Here is a 21,056-nt window from a genome sequence, read left to right on the forward strand (position 1 = left end):
TCAATCTTATTGGTAACTGTTTCGATAAATTCTAAAAACAATTCTTCAATAAATTAAAAGGAAAATTTTTTTAACTATGTAGAATTTTATGAGAATGTAAACTTAAAAGAGTTTCCTTTTGAAGAAAAAGAAGCAATTTAATTTTTGATAAATTAAAGAACAATCGATAAGTTGCAAATTTTACCGAAAACATAGGTTATTCTTCAAGACCGAAATATTATAAATTAGAAAAATCACACGCAAATTTTAAACACGTGATTTTTTGTATCCAGTTTAACCTAACATTCTATTTCCTATTTAATAAATATTAAATATTATTTATTTAGAGTGTTTTTGTTAAAATATAAAAATATTTTAAATAAGGAGTGTGTATGAAAAAAAATAAAAAGAAAGTACTAATAGGTGCACTTGCTCTTTTAACTCCGATTACAATTGCAAGCGTTGTAACTACAACTTTAATTTTGAAGAAGAGAAATAAAAAAAATCTTATTCAGCCTGTTAATCCAAATCCAGTAGAACCTACAGAACCAACCAACCCTAATCCTGCTGAACCTACAGAACCAGTAGAACCTACTAAGCCTACTAATCCTGTTAATCCAAATCCAGTAGAACCTACACAACCTACTGAGCCGGAGGAGCCTACAGAACCAACTAATCCTAATCCTGCTGAACCTACAGAACCAGTAGAACCTACTAAGCCTACTAATCCTGTTAATCCAAATCCAGTAGAACCTACACAACCTACTGAGCCGGCGGAGCCTACAGAACCAACCAACCCTAATTCTACTGATCCTACACCAGAAGAATCAAAAGAATTGACTGCTGAAGAAACTAATTTATTATTTCAAAATGCATCTGTTATAGTTGAAAATAATGGATATTTTACTTCAACAACTGGTGTTTTAAATATCAATATTGAAGGGCTTAATAATTCTCAGAACAACTTAGTAATTAATCAATATAGTTGAAGTTCTAATAATGAATTTTTGAAAAATACTACAATTCCACAATTACAAATTCAATATAGTGATATCGAAACAGATACAACTTATTCAGTTGCAATTAAAGGAACTTACAATAATAAAACCTTTGTTAAAACTTTTAATAACTTAATAGTTCATAAAGTCAATCCACTTAGTGAAGTTATTTTGCAAAATCGTGATAATGTAATCATAACCAATGGAAACCCAATAACTTTAACTTTAAATAAAACAACCAATTTGGATCTTTCTAGAACTCAGTGATTTTATTTTAATAAAAAATTAGATCAAATAGGTTCTTCATCATATCAAACAAACAGACCTGGTACATACTATGCTATTGTATTTGACAATGAAGGTTTAAGTTGAAAAACTAACGAATTAGAAATTGAATCTGACAATTTCCAAAACACAGATCCAGGTTTTGCAGCTAATTTAAATGAAGCTTTTGATATTGTGACTTATCAGCAAAAATTTTTAGGTTATGAATCACGTGAAAATAAAATAAATAACCAGTTCTATGAAACAGAATTATTAAATCGTTACTCTTCACAAGGCTTTAGATATCCAGGTTGAGATTATAATTATGAAGATAATAATAAAGAAAATTCATTTATGAATTTGGATGGTGAAAGAGTTAATATTTCAAACTTAGTTTTTGCTGAAAGAGTTCCAGGAGAAACAGATGTTAAATATTCAGACCCTCAATGAATTAAATCTCAAATCGCAAGTGGTCAATTGAAAAAACACCCAGCAGCGGCTTTATGATATCAAAAGAATGTAACTAATGAAACCAAATCACTTACTAAAGAATTTAAAATTGATGGGAGTTTTTCAGGAAGTAATGCTTTAGGTTTATATATTCCAGCAGGTGAAATTGCAGAAATTGAATTTGATGCTGAGACATATAATATTTTTAAAAACGCATGAAATAAAGATTTACCAATTAAAATTCATATAAATCAAAACTATTGAAACAACAGAGGTTTTAACGATACAGCTAGAATTTCTAACCGTTATCCTTTTGTACAAAGTATCTTTACATTTCAATTTAGTGAGATAGATCCAGAAACTAGAAAAATTAAAGTGGCTTCGCCTTTTGGTGGTTCTTTATCATTTGAATTAAAACAAAACTTCAAATATAACGGAAATTTTGCTTCTTTAAAATTCAAAGTTTATGGTGCGGTAGAACAATTCCATTATGTTTATGATCAAACCACTGAAGAACAATGAAATGCACAAATTACAAAAATTAAAAATGGTGAAATTACCGCCCCTGTCGCTTCAATCCAAACTAATTATTCTTCAATTTTAGTTCCTTTCACCACTCCTACATCTGTAGCTGGGGTGCAATTAGATAATATGGTTTTCCCAGAAGAAGTCTTTAAGAAATGAAATAGTTTTTATGAAATGTCATATTATTGAGGAGATTACCGAAATCCTAAAATAGCTTTAAATTATTGCGATGATATTTGAGGTGGAGCTGGAGCTTGAGGGGGTACAAATAATCTTTGAGCCGCTATTAGTTGAGCTAAAGGTTATTATGATGGTAAAAGTTTAGATTTTGGTTTTGCTAATTGAGGTAATTACCACGAAATTAATCATAACTTTGAACAACATCAAGATCCATTCAATATTAAGAATCATGGATGAACAAATATTCCTTCAACAGTTGATTTAACATTTATAAATGACAGAACAAGATTACGTAATTTTGCTAATTTTACAGGTGATTTAGATGAAGGCTGATCAAGATTGGCTAATGGATACATTTTAAATGCTAAAAAAACCAATAATCAGGATTGATATTCATTATATGCCAATATGGTTTACCAATATGGGCCAATGAATTTTGCAAACTGAATTAAAGCTTCTGGAAAAAGTAAAAACTCAGAAAAATTTTTCACTACTATAACTTATTTAGCAGATTACTTTAAATTAAATCCTTTATATGCACTTAAACAATATGCTTCATCTGTAACTACAGGTGAAACATTGCAAAAGAATTTCACAGTAATTAAAGAAATTAATGGCGATAGCTCTCGAGAAATACCAGTGACTCCAGAAGAAGAAAACAAATTAAATAAATATCCTGCTTTTGATTTTGTTTCATCTATTTACGCTGTTGGAAACTATTTATATAATAGTGAAACAAGTAATTTCGAATATACTTCTGATACAATGCCTGCTTTCCAAATCCCAGCTGGCCAAGATTATGTTTTTGATTTTGAAAAAGGTATTGCTTCATTTAATCCTAATTTTAGAATTAAAAACATTCAAGTGCCAACTCAAACTAAATTAGGAAATTCTTTAACTATAGATTCAAATAATAAATTTAAAGTTACTTACCGTGCTAATGCAGATACTTTTGCAGAAATTGATGAATTCGATTTAGATATTATTCCAGATGAATTTGAGAATAAACCAAGTAATTATGTACCAATGTACAAAATGAAAATTAAAATTAGAAATGTGGTTAATCGCCCAGTAATGAAACTATATCCAAGTTTAAGTTCTAATGTAAATTCTTTTGATGAACTTTATGCTGCTTACACTCAAATAGATCAAAATAATATTATTTCATTTGTGCAAGATTTTAATTTCGATGAACTTAATTATTTAAACAAGAGGCAAAATACTCTTTTAGAATCAACAATGAAATTTGTTGCTCCTACAACAGGAACTTTTGAATTTAAAGCACTTGCTGATGATTGATCTGCGGTTTGAGTTAATAATCAATTAATTGGAAGTAGTTTGAGAGCTTCTAATAGTGAACAAAATTTAGGGTCATTTGAATTTGTCAAAGGTCAAATTTACGAAATTAAATTAGCAGTTTATAACAAAGCAGGTGCTGGTAATATGAATTTCTGATTAGCTAATGGAACAGAAAAAATTAATTTAGTTACAAATTCTATAACTCCTACTTTAAACACTGATAATTTAAATGCAGATCAACTTCGCAATTTAATTGAAAATCCAGCTTATCAATATCAACGTAGATACAGAACTAATGAAAGTAAAAACAAAACTCAAATTTCAAGATATATCAAAAATCTAGGAATGGCGGAACCGAAATTTAGCTTTACAATGGTGCCAGATGGTCCAGAAGCTTATAAAGTATTTGATAATGATATTAATACATATTATGAAAAATTCTATGATAATGCTGTTCAAAATAGACCGGTAAGATTGACATATCAAGCTAGTGAAAGTTTTAAAGCTAACTTTATTGATATATATCCAAGACAAAGCAATTGACGTTGATATGTGCCGAATGAATTGACAGTAACAATTAAAGAAAAAAATTCTGATGAATATCATATACAACATTTATACTATGATTTTAGTTCAAGATGAAGCAATTCTTCTTATCAAAGAGTTTTCTTTGATCGTGTTTATGATATAGAAGAAATTACTATTCAAGCTAGAAACACTCTTAATACAGATAGATATGGAATTACTTTAGCTGAAATTAAATTTGGAATTAATTTAAATACTGATAGCATCATTCCAATTAACAGTAAAAATAATAGATTTTATGGACATTGAGAAATGATAAGTAGTGAAATAGATGGTATAGAAAGTCCAATTAATGGTTTTGTGGCTAAATCTGTAACTGCTAATGACTATATAGAAATTCCAATTAATTCGCCAGAAATGGTAATTATGGGACAAAAAGGTCAAGATATGTCTACTTTTGATGTTTATTTTGATGGTGAGTTAGTAGGTAGAGATATTAGTGCTTCTAACCAATCAAACAACACATTATTATTTAATGAGCTATTATTTTTAACCAAAATTACTGATACAAATATAAATTGAAATGATTCACATACTCTTAAAATTGTAAACAAAGAAAACAAACCATTAGTTTTAACATTTATTTCATATAAAGATATTCAAAACTAAAAAATGCCTATTTATAGGCATTTGCTTGAGTGTAATCTCCAGTGCAACAAAAACACCATCCCAATGCAACATATGGGATGGTGTTTTTGTTGTGGTGTTTCTTTAAATTTTATGAATTATTTTTTATATCATTTGAAGAATTTGTTTCTTTCAGTATTGGACTTTATTTTTCTAAAAGCACGATCATATAATTGGATTTCTTGTATTTTCGAATCTCAAGGTTTTTTATAATAATTCAAATCGAAAAACAACTCATCAGCTGAAAAATAATCAAGAATTTCTCTTGGCATATTGTTTATTTGTTTTTCTGTTTCCATAATTTCTTCATCGGATATTTTGTTAAAATTTGTTTTCTTTGGATATTTTCTTCTTATTAAACCATTAAAGTTTTCAATTGATCCTTTTTAGAAAGAAGCATATGAATCAGCTTTATAAATTTTAATTTGCAACCTATAACCAATCATGAAAAACGACTTAAATTCAAGTCCATTATCAATAGTTATAGATTTAACATTTAATCTTTTTTCTTTAATTAATTCAAACAACACTTTTGCCACATTTCACGGATTTTTGTCAGGTACTTTCCTTATCAATCCATAACGAGTTTGTCTTTCTTCAAAGGTTAATAAATGTGCAGTGGTTTTTCCTTTTTTACCAACAATTAAATCAGCTTCTCAGTGTCCAAATTCAGATCTATCATTAACATTTTTAGGTCTAAAAGTTATTGGTATAACATATCTATTACCTGCAAGTCTTGTTATTGTGTCACCAATTCTTTTTCCACCTTTTCTATAACGTGGACGTAGCTTGTTTTTTATTGTCAAAGCTCATAAACCACTATTCATTCAATTGTAAATTGTTTTTATTGTAGGTATTGGAAAATCATAATGATTCTTTATTTTGAATCAGGTAATTTTTACCCCTGAATAAGTATTGTCAAAGTTTTCTAAAAATACTTTTGTGAAGTCTTTATAATAATAAAAATCAGATTCCAATTTAAATTGATATTTTCATTTTTCTCTTATTTTAGATTTGTTTTCAGCTTCTTCAGCTATATACCCATTTTCGGTCGAATTATTTTTTATTTCTCTTCATATTGTAGATTTTGAAAAACCAAGAATTTTTGCAATTTTTTCTAAAGAAATCGAATAATCTTTTAAAAAAAGTTCTAGTTGTGCCCTATTTTTGAAACAAATTCTTTTATAATTCATTTATGTGGATCCTTTGCAAAAACACCACAAAAAAATTTTAATAAATTTAAAAGAAACAAAAACACAAGAAAAAAAGCGCGGCGTTTAGCCATGCCTTTTTTCTTGTGTTTTTGACCCCTCGCGTTGCAATGCAAATTACAATCGAGCAATGCCTATTTATAGGCATTTTTTTCATTTGTTTTCAAGTTACAATCTTTTAAAAATTACTGTAAATTTTGTGTAACTCTGCAACTCTTTGTGCGAAGGATCTAAATTATTTGTAATTTCTGATACTTGTTCATTATAGTTATGAGATTCAAAGCATCTATAAATTTAGTTTCCTCAATTGTTAAATTCCTCTTGGCTTGATATTCAAGTTTCTACATAATTCATTAAATATTAAATCAAAAGCACCTATCTTTAATTAGAAAGGTGCTTTTGATTTAAAAATGTATTAAGTAGGTTAACGTTTTGATTTGTCATATGCAACACCAGCTGCAGCTGGACCCGCTGATTTTTTTGATGTTGCAAAAAGAACAATTAAGGTCACTACAAATGGAAGTGCTCTGAATAATTCTTCAAATTTTTTAATTGAATCAAAACTACTAATTCCAAAGTATGAGAATGAATAAAGAGCTGCGAAAATAAGTGAGATAATAGTTGAAATACTAATTTTTCATTGACCAGTAATCATAATAGCTAAAGCTAGGAAACCAATCCCTTGCACATCAGCAGTTGTTGAGAATTCATTTAAACGTAAAGTAGCGAAAATAGAACCTCCAACGCCAGCTATGCAACCACAGATAAATAATCCAATTCATTTCATTCTAAATACGTTAATTCCAGCTACATCACTAGCTTGTGGATTTTCACCAATTGAACGGTATCTTAGACCTCATCTAGTTTTTCTAAGCACAAATCATGAAGCAATGATAATTGCAATTGTAATAAATAGCTTAAATGAAACAATGCTTTTGATAGTTGGATATTGACCAAGCGCTAATTCTAAAGTTCCTGAATTACTTACAACTTGACCTTCGTCTTGGTATTTTCTTAAAATGTAAATTGTAATAGCTGCTAGCCCGATAGCTAAAATATTAATAGCAAATCCTGAAACAACTTGGTTTGATTTTAATTTAATAGTTGTATAACCAAATAAAAATCCAAATAAACCAGTTAATAGCGCTGCAAGCGGAATAATTAATACTTGTCATCACATCGAAATAGCATGTCCAATTACTTTTTTATTTTCGTATGTTGCTGCAAAAACGTGTGTTCCTAAGAATTGTAAGATCATATACATAATGGCACCAAAAATCATGAAACCATTAATAGCAATATTGACAATCCCAACTCTTTCAGAGAAAATTCCTGAAATCGTACCTAAAATAAGGATGCAGAAAATAAACACAAATGTAGAAACTAAAGGTCCTCAAGGCATCTTAATTTACTCCTATCATTTTTGTTCATTTAGCATTAATTAAATCAATAAATGAGTGGTAAGCTTCTTCTTTGTAAGCTTTATATATTTTCTTAGCTTCGTGTTTATTGTTTAAATAAACATTTTTAGCATCCCTATAATTATTAATTCCTAATTGTTGTAGTTTTTCATAGAAATTAAATTTCTCAATTGACATTTGATTGTAAATGTCTAATCTTTCTTCATTTGTGATTGCTTGTTTTGCTTGTTGGTACATTTTATCGACATACTTATCGTATTCTTTGCGTATTTTGTTTGCGCTAGACGATATTTTAAGGTGTTCTGCTTTTAAAGTCATAAGTTTTCCTCAATTATCTTTTCTGTTTTTTCAGATAATTTGATGAAACTCTTTAAATTTGTGTCAAAACTCTTTTCGAGTTATCAAGTATGAATATTTAATTAATGTTTTTATAGGTCTAAATTTCAAGAACATCACTGACATTGCACCTAAGAATAAAATAAGGCTTGGTACAAGTTTATAAAACTCACTATCAACAGTTCTTATTCCACCTACAAGTGCTAATAAGTCTTTTGCAATGTAAATAAATGAGTATAAAAATGAAGTGAAAATGACTCCAATAGGCCCATTTAAAGCAAGAAGAGAAATTGCAATTGAGTCAAATGCGATTAAAATTGGTTGACTGACAATTTTGTCACTAATTCCATTTTCAATAAATAAGAAATAGAAAAATCCAGCTATTCCGTTAAGTGCTCCTGAAATACCAAGCACTAAAACACACATTAATTTTTCGTTAATTCCTACATATTGAGCATTTGAAGGATTAAGTCCAACAAGTTTGATTTTGTATCCAATGGTTGTTCTTGAATAAACAAAGAAAATTGATAGTGCCACTAAAATAAAAGCGACAATTCCAATAATCATAAAATTAAAACTAATTTCATTACTTACTGAAATAACTAACCCTGAAGGTCCAATGCTTTCAATTTCACCAAATACTTTGTTTTTATGAAGAATCATTCAACCAGCAATAAACGAAATAATTCAGTTAAGGAAAATGGTTGAGATAACTTCATGCACTCTAAAGAAAGCTTTTAGAATTCCTGAAATTGCTGCTGTCATAAAACCAATGAAAATTGATAAAAATAGCATACTAAGTAAAAAACTCATTGAAAGTGGCTCACCATTTCTATTTATGCTTAAATAAATAGCGAACATCACCACAGCAGGAAGTGTCATTTGACCAGGTCCACCAATATTAAAGTATCCACATTTAAAGCCAAAACTTACTGCTAATCCTGAAAACCCAAAGATAATAAAGTACATTAAAATACCTTTATTTTGGGGATAACTAAATAATTTGTCAAATGGTTCTTTTAAAATATGGATAAAAAGTCAAAATGGGTTTAATTTGTTAAAAGCAGCAGAAGGATTTTGAATAATTTTTGTTAAATAAAAGATTATTGAAACAATAATTAACCCAAAGATAATAGCTCAAATTGCAGAATAAGCTTTTCTTCTATTCTCTTTTTTGTCAGGGAAAATCATTTTTCTTCTAAAGGACTCAAATTGTTCAAGAATCTGTTTCATTTTCTTCCCCTCCTTGTTCCTTAACTATTAAATTATTGTTTATATTATTATCACTTGGTTCATCTTTTATTTCTTCTTGTTGCCCATTTTTATGAGACATAAATAAACCAATTTGTGTTCTACTTAATTTATTAGCTTTTTCTGTTGCTATAATTTCACCTTCATTAATTACAGCGATAGTATCAGCTAAAGCAAGAACTTCATCAAGTTCATAAGAAATAAGTAAAATAGCTTTTTTATTAGCTTTTTCTTTCAATATTCTATTGTGAATATTTTTAATTGCCCCAACATCTAAACCACGTGTTGGTTGATTAATTACGATAAGATCGTGAGGTGTGCTCATTTCACGCCCAACAATAAATTTTTGTTGATTTCCACCTGAAAGAGATCTAGCAACAGAATATCCTTCTCTTGCACCTCTAACATCAAAGTTTTCAAGAATTTTGTTAGTTTCTTTTTTAATTGCTTTGTTTTTTAATACACCAAAATAATTAAAAAATTTATCTCACAATCTTCTGAGAATTGTGTTTTCATAAATTTTGTAATCAAGAGCTAAACCATGTTTATGTCTATCAGAAGGGATTAATGAAAGACCTAATTTTGATATGTCTAAGACGTTGTATTTTGCAATATCTATGCTGTTGTTTTCTTGTTCTTTTTTCAGCATCAAGTATTTTTTATTGTAGCTAAATCCAAAAAGACCTAGAGCAATTGAAAAAACAAAGAAAACTCCTGCATAAATTAAGAAAATTACATGTGATTCTTTAAAAAGTAATTTAGTTTCCAATGAATTGCTATATCCTCCAATAGAACCTAGGATAATAGTTAAACAAAGAACTAAAGCCGTAAAGATTCAAAGAATAATGGATCTTTTTTTGTAATTTTCTTTTAATAAGTTATGTTTTTCTTTAATAAATTCAGTTGGCTTAATTTTAATTGAACCTGAAGTTGGGTTTTTCATCCCTGAAACAACATACTCTAAATCTCTTTGACCATTTCCTTCAATTCCTGCAATAGCTAAAATTTCACCAGCATGAACTTTTAAACTTAAATTATTAAGATTTTTTTCTCCTGCCGTAGAAACATTTTTTAGTTCTAAAACAACATCTTCTTCTTCAAAGGTTTCTTGATTTGAGGCGTTTTGAATAACTTCAACATCCCCACCAGTCATCATTTTAGCCATATCTTCTTTAGTCACATCAGAAACTTTGAAATTTTGAACAACTTCACCTTTTCTAATAACTGTCCCATAATCAGCAACTTTTTCGATTTCACGAAGTTTGTGGGAAATGAAAATAATTGTTTTTCCTTGGTTTTTAAAGATTTTAAAAGTTTCTAATAATCCCTCAATTTCTTGTTCAGTTAAAACTGCGGTAGGTTCATCAAAAATTAAGATATCTGAATCACGGTAAAGCATCTTCATAATTTCAACTTTTTGTTGAACAGAAACACTTTCTTTTCCGCTAAGAGCCTTTAAATCAAAGTGTAAATTAAATTTTTCTTGAATAGTTTTAATTTTAACAATGCTAGGCTCATAATTAATTGTTCTTGTGTTTTTATTAACAATTTCTTCACCTAAGATGATGTTTTCCAAGTTAGTATAAACATCTACTAGTTTAAAGTGTTGGTGCACCATTCCAATCCTAAGTTTATTTGCATCATTAGGATCTTTAATAAACACTGGATTACCATTTACTTTTATCGTTCCAACATCCGGTTCATATAGACCGAATAAAATAGACATTAACGTACTTTTTCCAGCACCGTTTTCACCAATTAGTGCGTGTATAGTACCTTTTTTTACTTCAAAAGAAATGTTTTTATTCGCATGTATATTACCGAAACTTTTGGAAATGTTTATAAATTCAATAGCATTCATATAAGTTCCGTTCTATGTATTAATATTGGAAAAATAGGGAGACCCTATTTTTCTTAAATTTATGTAATGTGTTATTATGCAGCTTTAATTGCATTAATAAGAGCTGTTAATCTTTCTGCTTGGCTTGCAATATCTTCCCCATCTTCAGTAGCTTTTGATGAGTTGATGTATCCAACTTTTGCATTGTCAAAAGATTTGAATTTAGCATCAGCTTCTCTTAATGCAGCATTCATTTTTTCTCTATCTGCTTCATTTTTAAGGTGTGATGGTGAATATCCTACTCACCCTTCTTTAAATCCTTCTTCTAAAGAAATTATTGAATTTGCTTGTTTATTTTGTAAGTAACGAGTTCTTGCTTTGTTACCAAAAATAATTTCTGTAATAACATCATATGCAGCTTGTCCTATTCCTTTGGTAATAGAAGTTAAGAATCTTCCTGCATTTTCCGGTGATGATAAAGCTTGATCAACATCAACACCAATGATGCTCATTGTTTTGTTGTTTTTGATAACTTCAAATGTTCCTGGTCCTGCGACAGGTAAAATAACTTCCGCATTTGTAGAGATATGTTTTGTCACAACTGTTGCCATTGCATCATCAAGTAGAAATCCTGAATCTAAACTAAGTTCATCTGTATGTGTTACTTTTTTGTTTTGGTTTTCTTTAGCAAAAGATAAAAGACCTTTCAAGAACCCTTCATTAAATGTAGTAACTCCAGGGAATTCTCCACCACCAAATGATGTAACAAGTCTTTTTGCTGCATCAGTAGGGTATTTATCTCCTAAAAATTTAGCTGTTGCATAACCTACTATTCAAGCTGATTCCTTAATTTTAAAGTTAAGTCCATAAAATTCAGTAAATCCATCCAATTGTGAAGGATCAAGTGAAAAATCTATACCGATAATCTTTACACCTTCTTTTTGTAAAGCAGCTTTATTTTCTTTAATGTATTTTTGTATTGGCTTTTGGTGTTTAAATCCTGAAAGAATTCAAATTTTGTTGTGTGAAAGAAGTGCAGCATTATATGCATTTGCATAATTTGTAGGTTTAACAAAACTTACTGGAATTTTTGTTTTGTCATATACAGTTAAAAGTGCTTCTCATGAAGATTGGTTAAATGATTTATCATCAACATTTCCTTCATCTGTAATTAAAACTGGTTTTAAGTCTTTCATAGCTGCTGTTACATCAGCGCTACTAAAGTTTTCACCTGAAGTTGAAATATTTGTTACTCGATCTTTTTGAGCAATATATTGTGTTATATCATCTTCGTCATTACATGAAATAACTGATACCATTGGTAAAATACTTACTAATGATAACCCACCTAAAAGTAAAGTTTTTTTGAATTTAGCCATTGTTTATCTCCTAATAATAAATTTTATTTATATAAAAATCTTATTATCATTTAAACTTTTTTGGTTATGTTTAAATTTCTTTGGCAAATATTATTTTTATTTTGATGTTTTTATAAGTTTTTATCTCACAAAATGGACGAAAAATTAAAAATTTGTTATTATTAATATGAACGCACAAAAATAAATGTGAAAAATTTCCAAATTATCTTACTAATAGTAATTATTATTAAAGTTTTTAACCTTTTATTTAAACTTGTTTTAAAATATCTTTTTTATATTTGTTAATTTCTTTCTTAAATAGATGAGCAATTATTGGAATGTTAACTTATCTTATAACTTTAAATGTTTGCTAATCATTTAATAATGAATCAATAATAAATGCTTGATTTTACAGTACAAATTAAAGGATGTAAAAATAAATGCTACTGGTAGGTATTATGTGAATTACAGAAATGTAATTCATTTTTTATACAATTTTTTTGAAAGGAGCAAGTCCTAATCTTGTCACTTCTACTTTAGCTTTTTCTACTGCTAACACAGCAAATTTTTTCAAGCTCTTCATAACCCATAGATTGTCTTAATTTGTCCATTAATTCACCAAATTCTTTTTCTTCTTCTGCAGCTGGGCGATGACCTTTTGTTACATTTATTGATAATTTAATGACTAATTTTTATATTTTTTTGATCACTCATTTCACCTATTTCATCATTTTTATTTTTTTCTACACATGACGCAACAGCTAAAACCCGTGTTGCTACAATGGCTATTGATGAAAGTTTTAATAGTTTTTTTAACATAAACTTCCCTCCAATTTTTTTGAATAACTAATAAAAATTTTAATTAATGCAACATAAGAATTTTTCCCCGTTTTTTTATTCCGTGAATATGTCTAAAATATAGTTGAATTGGTTGCTTGGTTTTAGCGATAGAAATTTTCTAAAAAGTACATAAAATTAAGAAACTTTTATTCCCTCCTGCGTTTCCCACTTGCTAGTATAAAAAGCAAAATATCCGTTTGAAGCGGATATTTATTTTTACTTTTTAATCATTTCTAAAACTTTTTGAATTAATAGATAGTCATTTCAACTATCTTCCAAACTTTTATCTTTAATATCGAAAATTTTGACTGTTTTATTGTTGAATTTTTCTTCAACTTCTATAATGTCATTAATCATTTTGTTTAATCTATGTTCTGTAAATTTATCTTTTTGAGATAAACCTATTAAATCATTAATTTTGAAAACTAAGAATTTCATTAAAACTAAACTTAAAAAGCAAAGACAGATATAACCAGTAATGTGTTTCCAACTTGATAAATACATGGGTCTAAGAACTAATCTACTCTTTAAGCTTCTAAAATTCTCTTCAACTTTTCATTGTTTTGCATATAAATCTACAATTTGATCAGGAGTTAAATCATGTCTATTTGTCTCGTAAACATAATATCCATCGAATTTTTCATCTTGCAAAATCTTTTCGTTATCAAGTTCATAATAACCAGATTTGTCAACAGCTTTAAAGAATCTATATTTCTTCCCGCCTGCAATATCTTCATAAGAAACTTTTCCGTTTTTAGCTTTCTTGAGGAAGTTATTGATTAAAATTTGTCTATCTTCTGCATCTTTTCTTGCTCTCTTCTTACTAAAAGTAATGATTCTTTTTCTTATTTTTCCATTGATTCTACCGTTTCTATATTGAGAAAGAAATTCTTCTGATTTATGCACTAAACCGGTTTTAGAATGAATATAACCTTCTTGGTTTAAAACAAATTCTTTAAAGTCTTTTGTTCCTGTTTTCATCCGGTAAGAAATAATGAATTTTAAACCTTTGGACTCTAAAAATCTGATGTTTTTGTTTAAAGACATACCTTTATCAGCGATAATTGTAATTTGTTTTATCTTATATATTTTTTGAATTTCCAAGACAAAAGGGATGAATGTGTTTGCATCTGTTGTATTTCCAGGAAAGACTTTGTAATGTAGTGGAATTCCGTTTGAATCAGTTGCTAGCCCAATAACAATTTGATCTTCTTTAAACTTACCGTCCTTTGAATAACCAGGTTTTTTGTACCCTTCTCTACTAAAAGTTTCAAAATAAGTAGTGGTGGAATCATATCATATGATTTCTACATCTTTTTTGTGTTCATTTACAAGAACTGAATTTACATTTTGTAAAATTTGCCCCCTATTTTCAGCGATGTAATCTAACGATCTGTAAAAAGAATTTTTAGAATAAACAAATTCTTGTTCTTTTTTTAGACTATTGAAAGTGCCTAAAATACTTAATGGCTCTTTTAATCTTTGATAAATTTGTTGCATCACAACTTCTTTTAAACTTACTGATTTTGTTTTATGACAGTCTTTAAAAATGTCAAAATGATCAACCAACGAAGAAACAAGTTCATATCCCTTAAATCTTTTTCTATATTCAACAAGATCATTTTTGTTTTCTTTAAACTTTTGATTAATAATTTCAATAATTTCTTCTTTGGGAGTTGTTAAAGGTATGTCTTTAACAAGCATTTTGATTTTTTCAATTGAATTTTTTTGATACTTCTCAAAGTCATGTTCATATCCAACCCCAAATCTCGTTTCATATCCTGTGCCTTTTATTTTTCTGCACCCGACCTGTATATATGTACCTGCTTTTTGTTTAGAAACACACAATATTCATGTTCTTTTTTCTTTTGTTTTTGCTTGCATGCACATATTATATCATATTTTACCTAGTAAATTACTAGGTTTTTTACATATTTATTAGATAAATATGTACTGCTGCGAAAATGTAAAAAAACTCACTTAAGTGGGAAACGCAGGTAAAATTAAGAAACTTTTATTCCCTTATAACGAGAAAAGCAAAAAAGATAAGAAAAAACACAACAAATGAAGATAAAAAATCCTATTTGTCGTGTTTTGAATAAATATTAATTATCAATTGAATTGATTAAATCTGAAATTTTCTTTGCTGCAATGGCACCATCATTTGCGGCTGTTACTATTTGACGAATTTCTTTGACTCTAATATCACCAGCTGCAAAAATACCTTCTATTTTAGTTTGCATCTCTTCATCAGTAATTATAAATCCTTTTGCATCTGTAATTCCAAGGTCTTTAATAAAATCAACATTAGGGATCATTCCGATGTAGCTAAAAAATGAAGCAATTTCAAGAGTGTGCTCATTACCATCTTTATCAACAATAATCGCTTTTTCTAATTGATCTTCACCTTGTAATTCTTTTACTGTTGAATCATAATATACTTTAACATTTGGCAATTTTAATAAGTCATTTACAAGTCTTTTTTCAGCTGTAAATTCAGGATCTTTAGTTACAATATGCACTTCTGATGCTATTTTAGAAAGGTAGATAGATTCTTCAACCGCTGAATTTCCGCCTCCTAAGACAAGAGTTGGATTATCTCTAAAAAGTGGTCCATCACAAATAGCACAGAAACTTACACCTTTTGATAAGTAATTATCAAAGTTTTTAATAAAGCTTGGCACTCTATTTTGCATCCCTGAAGCAATAATCACTGTTTTTGCTTCTACAACTTCACCATTTTGTAAAATTACTTGTTTGTGGAATTTACTAAGGTTTTTAAGTTCTACTACATTTCCATATTTATATTTTGCACCGTATTTTTTAGCATGTTCAAAAAAGTTTAAAGCAAGCTGTCACCCTTCAATTGTTTCAGTTCCAATTCAGTTATCTACTTTACTTGTTGAAGAAAGTTTCCCACCAGGAGCTCCTTTTTCAATAAAAACTACATTTAAATTAGCTCTTGAGGCATATAAAGCAGCATTTAACCCTGCTGGTCCACCACCAATTATTGCTATATCATATAATTTACTCATTTTTATTCTCCTTAATTTTAATAAAAAGAAATTAACAAATTTAAATGTTAATTTCTTTTGAATTTTGCAAAAACTGAACTAAATACATTACTGATTTGAGTTTTATTGACTCATTTTTCATATTTAGCTGGGTTTTGATATTCATAATGGAAGTAGTATTTTCTTCAAGTTTTAATGTAATTTACTCTTGAGAAGAACTCAAAGTAAACAATAATTAAAAGACCTAAGATAATAAATCCAATTGCCACATTTGAATAAAGTGAATATGATTCTTGACGAAGCGGTTCCATTGCTAAACGTAAAAGACCATATCATGTAAAGTACATTCCTGAAGTAGTTCCAGGTCTAAAAATTCCAAATAAATTAAACACTCACACTATTATTAAGTAAGCAACTAAGTTTCCAATTCCTTCATATAAGAAAAGAGGATATCTATAAGCTCCTTCTAGTCCTAATGAAGTTGTATATGCATCAGAAATATACATATTTGAGGCAAATGATTGACCAAAGACTAAAACACTGTTTCCACTTCAATCAATTTTTCCATATACTTCATGGTTAGCATAGTTTCCTCAACGACCTACAAATTGTCCAATTAAAATTGTTGGGATAATAAACGAAATAACTTTTCTAAAATCGATTTCATTTCTTTGAGAATAAGCATAAATAATATCAAAGAAAGCAGCTACTAAAACCCCTCCTTGGATACTAAGTCCACCTTCTCAAATTTTTCATCAAGCTGAGCCAGCAAAAGGATTATCGCTATAAATCAATTCCTCAACAACATACCCTAAACGAGCACCAATAATTGAGGTAGGGATAGTAATGATTATAAAAGTCATTAAGATTTCAGTTTTATACTTTTCACGATTTCAAAAGAAAACAATCGATAAAATTGAACATAAAATCCCAAGCATAATCATTAATGAATATAGTTGAAATGAGAATGAACCAATAGTAAAAAGTGGTTTCGCTTGACCAGCATTAAAAGCAACTTCTGGCACTCACGAAGGTACTGCTTGTGTGTTCATTAATTATCTCCTTCCATTCTTCTACGTTCCATTTCTTCAAGCACATTAAGTCCATCATGTCTTGATAAGTAGGTACTTACAGCCGCTTCAATTAATGATGCAACTGATCCACCTTCTTTGATTGGAACCATAATTTTTTTAATACTACGATTAAGCACAGGGTATTTTAAAATCTCAATACCAAGACGATCTAGATCATTTTGACGATCTTTTTTAACAAGTTCGACTACTAAGTTAATTTGACATGATGAAGCAACTGATCTAATTCCATAGGTATATTTAACATCAATAATTCCAATCCCTCTAACTTCAAGCATATTACGAGTGATTTTTGGAGATCTACCAATGAACATATTTCCCACGTTTTTAATGATAACTGAATCATCACTAATTAAAATATGACCTTTTTGGACAAGTTCGAGAGCTGCTTCACTTTTTCCAACTCCGCTATCACCAATGATCATAACTCCAACCCCACCAACAAGAACAAGGCAACCATGCACTTGCGCTTCTTCTGAGAAGAAATTATTTAAAAATAAACTAACATCAATTGAAATTTGAGATGTTGACGAATTCATATGTGATACTGGTACTTTATACATATCAGCTACTTCAATAATTCATTCAAGCACCTCTTCATCCACTCCTTTTGATAAAAGTAAAAGTGGTGGTTGGTGTTGAAGTACGTGATGAATTGAAGCTTGAGCTTGTGTTTTACCTAAATTTTTAAATCAGTAGTTTTCACTAGTTCCTCAAACAATAACGTTCATGTTGATTCTACCATTTGAGATTTTTTCAGCAAGCTCAAGACCTGCACGTTTAATAGTAGGAACCAAAATGTCATTGTAATTAAGTTCTTTAGTAGTGTTGACTAATTTGAGTTCAAAGAAATTGATAACTTCTTTTACATTAACTTTTGTTTTAATCATTCTAACCTCTATATTTTCTTTTATCAATTATAAACTTTTTTAAGCCATAATTTTTTTAAGAAACATACCTGTGTAACTACCTTCAATATTAGATACTTGCTCTGGTGTTCCACTAGCTACAATTAACCCACCATTAACACCACCATCAGGGCCTAGATCAATTAAATAATCGCAAGACTTAATCACATCTAAATTATGCTCAATTACTAAAACAGTATCTCCATTATCAACAATCCGGTTAAGAATTTTTAAAAGTTTCTTAACATCGTGAGTATGAAGTCCAGTGGTTGGCTCATCAAGCACATAAATTGTTTTACCAGTAGGTTTTTTCTGTAAGAAAGTAGCAAGCTTAATTCTTTGTGCTTCTCCACCACTAAGAGTTGTAGACATTTGACCTAATTTAATGTATCCAAGCCCTACATCAGCAAGGATTTGTAATTTTTCAATAATTTTTACTCTGTTTTGGAAAAACTCTAAAGCTTCATCAACTGTCATTTCTAAAACATCTGAAATATTTTTACCATGATACTGAATTTCAAGTGTTTCACGGTTATATCTTGCTCCATCGCATTGGTCACAAGCTACAAAAACATCTGGCAGAAAGTGCATTTCAATTTTAATAAACCCATCACCGCTACATTTTTCACATCTACCACCAGGGACATTAAAGCTAAATCTACTTTTGGTGTATCCACGCACTCTAGATTCTTCAACTGCTGAGAAAATATCCCTAATATCATCAAATACACCTGTATAAGTAGCTGGATTACTTCTTGGAGTTCTTCCAATTGGAGATTGGCTTACTGGCACGACCTTATCAATCGCTTCAAGCCCTTGAATTGAATCAAAAGCAGCTCTTTTACTGTTAAGCCCATCAGCAAGTCCAAGCATTTGTTGAATTCCTTTAACTAAAATTTCATTTACAAGGGTACTTTTACCGCTTCCTGAAACTCCAGTTACCCCGACAAATTTACCAAGCGGGATTTTTGCATCAATTCCTTTAAGGTTGTTTTCTTTAGCATTTTTAATTGTTATTACTTTACCATTTCCACTTCTACGAGTTTGTGGAACTGGGATAGTTCATTCATGAGATAAGTATTTTCCAGTAATTGAGTTTTCGTTTTTTACAATTTCTTCTAAGCTTCCGCTAGCAACTACTTGTCCACCATCAACTCCAGCTTTAGGACCAATATCAACGATTCAATCAGCTTCATACATTGTATCTTCATCATGTTCAACAACAATTAAAGTATTTCCTAAATCAACCATTTTTCTAAGGGTATGAATTAGTTTTAAGTTATCTTTTTGATGAAGACCAATCGAAGGTTCGTCAAGCACATATAAAACACCAGTTAAATTTGAACCAATTTGAGTTGCAAGTCTAATTCTTTGTGCTTCTCCACCACTAAGAGTTTCAGCGTTTCTTTCTAAAGTTAAATAATCAAGACCTACATTTTTTAAAAATGTTAGCCGATCAGTTAATTCTTTAGTAATTAAAGATGAAATTTGTTTTTCTTGCTCGCTAAAGTTATTGAAAATTGTTTCGAAATTAATAAGAAGATCATTAACAGATAATTTAGTGAATTCATGAATATTTTTGTGATCAATTTTTATTGCAAGTGCATTTTGATTAAGCCTTGCACCCTTGCAAATATGGCAAGTGAATGAACCCATATATTTTTTAATTCAGTCCCTAATTCTTTCAGAAGAAGTTTCATAATACATACGCTCAATTTTGGTTAAAATCCCCTCAATTGGTTTGTAACGACGAATAACGTTTCCGCTTGAACTAGTCATTTCGTATTCAATATCATCTTTAGAACCATATTTAATGATTTCAAGCTCATTTTTATTCATTTCATCAATTGGAGTATGAATTGAAATATTGTAGTGATTTAAAAGAGCTTGAAATTCTTGTCATTCAAGGTTTTGAGTATTAACTGTATTTTCAAAATACTTAATAGCACCTTGTTCAATTGTTCTTCATTTATCTTGGACAACTGCATCAAAATCGGCTTTAAATTCTACACCAAGACCCTTACAGTTTTCACACATTCCAAATGGAGCATTGAAACTAAAAAGTCTAGTTTCAATTTTTGGAATTGTGAAATCTTTATAGATACATGCATGAGTTTTTGAGTAAATTTCAGTTTTTTGTTCATCTAAATTTTCAACTTTTACAAGCCCATTTGCTTTATCAGAAGCAATATCAATAGCTTCAGCAATCCGGTTGTAATTTTCTTCATTTAAAACCACACGGTCAATGACTAAATCAATTGTGTGCTTAATATTTTTTTCAAGGCGAATTGGTTCATCTAAAAGCATAATTTCGCCATCAATTTTGACTCTCAAGTAACCTTCACTTTTGATTTTATCTAAGAGTTTTTGGTGAGTTCCTTTTTCACCTTCCACAATTGGTGAGTAAATAATTAACTTTGAACCTTCTTTAGCTTTGTAGATGCTATTTAAAATATCTTTTGAAGTTTGTGAGGTAATTTCAATGTTGTGATTCGGACAATAAGCTTTTCCAATCCGTGCAAAAAGCAAACGTAAATAATCATAAATTTCAGTTACAGTACCAACTGTTGAACGTGGATTATTATGCACTGTTTTTTGCTCAATTGAAATAGCTGGTGAAAGCCCTTCAATTGAATCAACATCAGGTTTTTTAGTTCCTCCTAAAAACATACGTGCATAGCTTGAAAGAGAATCAACATATCTTCTTCTTCCTTCTTCATAAATAGTGTTAAAAGCTAGGGAGCTTTTACCACTTCCACTTAATCCGGTAAAGACAATTAACTTGTTTTTAGGCAAAGTTAAAGATACATTTTTAAGATTATTTTCTCTTGCCCCTTTAATAATAAGTAAATCTTCTTTTTTCATAAATTCCCTTTATT

General features: G+C 29.3%; 11 protein-coding genes and 1 pseudogene. 1 reads left to right on the forward strand and 11 read right to left on the reverse strand.

What is annotated here, in order from left to right:
• Positions 1–371 precede the first annotated feature (371 nt).
• On the forward strand, positions 372–4,889 hold the full coding sequence (locus tag GOQ20_RS04585; RefSeq protein ID WP_187468893.1) for a M60 family metallopeptidase: 4,518 nt from the start codon (positions 372–374) through the stop codon (positions 4,887–4,889).
• A gap of 116 nt (positions 4,890–5,005) precedes the next feature.
• On the opposite strand, the pseudogene GOQ20_RS00675 reads toward GOQ20_RS04585, so the two are convergent.
• From GOQ20_RS00675 to uvrA, 11 genes and pseudogenes are all read right to left on the reverse strand, one after another.
• Positions 5,006–6,100, reverse strand: a pseudogene (locus tag GOQ20_RS00675) (IS30 family transposase).
• Positions 6,101–6,542: 442 nt separating this feature from the next.
• The gene (locus tag GOQ20_RS00680; RefSeq protein ID WP_167845003.1) at positions 6,543–7,520 is read right to left on the reverse strand and encodes an ABC transporter permease; all 978 of its coding nucleotides are present in this window, start codon (positions 7,518–7,520) and stop codon (positions 6,543–6,545) included.
• Position 7,521: 1 nt separating this feature from the next.
• Positions 7,522–9,108, reverse strand: a complete 1,587-nt coding sequence (locus tag GOQ20_RS00685) for an ABC transporter permease (RefSeq protein WP_167845004.1) — start codon at positions 9,106–9,108, stop codon at positions 7,522–7,524.
• Positions 9,074–10,987, reverse strand: a complete 1,914-nt coding sequence (locus GOQ20_RS00690; protein ID WP_167845005.1) for an ABC transporter ATP-binding protein — start codon at positions 10,985–10,987, stop codon at positions 9,074–9,076. Before GOQ20_RS00690 ends, GOQ20_RS00685 begins: the two co-directional genes overlap by 35 nt.
• Positions 10,988–11,061: 74 nt before the next feature.
• Positions 11,062–12,345: a BMP family ABC transporter substrate-binding protein gene (locus GOQ20_RS00695; protein ID WP_167845006.1), complete on the reverse strand. Its 1,284-nt coding sequence runs from the start codon at positions 12,343–12,345 to the stop codon at positions 11,062–11,064.
• Between the two features lie 657 nt (positions 12,346–13,002).
• Positions 13,003–13,143, reverse strand: coding sequence for a hypothetical protein (locus GOQ20_RS00700; RefSeq protein ID WP_167845007.1), 141 nt, complete (start codon positions 13,141–13,143; stop codon positions 13,003–13,005).
• Between the two features lie 237 nt (positions 13,144–13,380).
• Positions 13,381–15,054, reverse strand: a complete 1,674-nt coding sequence (locus tag GOQ20_RS00705) for an IS1634 family transposase (RefSeq protein ID WP_443093812.1) — start codon at positions 15,052–15,054, stop codon at positions 13,381–13,383.
• Positions 15,055–15,269: 215 nt separating this feature from the next.
• Entirely contained in the window at positions 15,270–16,205 is a 936-nt protein-coding gene (locus GOQ20_RS00710) for an NAD(P)/FAD-dependent oxidoreductase (RefSeq protein ID WP_167845587.1), read from the reverse strand.
• Between the two features lie 41 nt (positions 16,206–16,246).
• Positions 16,247–17,230, reverse strand: a complete 984-nt coding sequence (lgt, locus tag GOQ20_RS00715; RefSeq protein ID WP_167845008.1) for a prolipoprotein diacylglyceryl transferase — start codon at positions 17,228–17,230, stop codon at positions 16,247–16,249.
• On the reverse strand, positions 17,230–18,159 hold the full coding sequence (gene hprK / locus GOQ20_RS00720) for an HPr(Ser) kinase/phosphatase (protein WP_167845009.1): 930 nt from the start codon (positions 18,157–18,159) through the stop codon (positions 17,230–17,232). The genes lgt and hprK overlap by 1 nt, the downstream gene beginning before the upstream one ends.
• 39 nt (positions 18,160–18,198) lie before the next feature.
• A complete protein-coding gene (gene uvrA / locus GOQ20_RS00725) occupies positions 18,199–21,042 on the reverse strand; it encodes an excinuclease ABC subunit UvrA (RefSeq protein WP_167845010.1) in 2,844 nt (947 codons plus the stop codon).
• Positions 21,043–21,056 lie beyond the last annotated feature (14 nt).

This window comes from Mycoplasmopsis gallinacea, assembly GCF_012220205.1.
In the GTDB taxonomy this organism is placed as follows: Bacteria; Bacillota_I; Bacilli_A; order Mycoplasmatales; family Metamycoplasmataceae; genus Mycoplasmopsis; species Mycoplasmopsis gallinacea_A.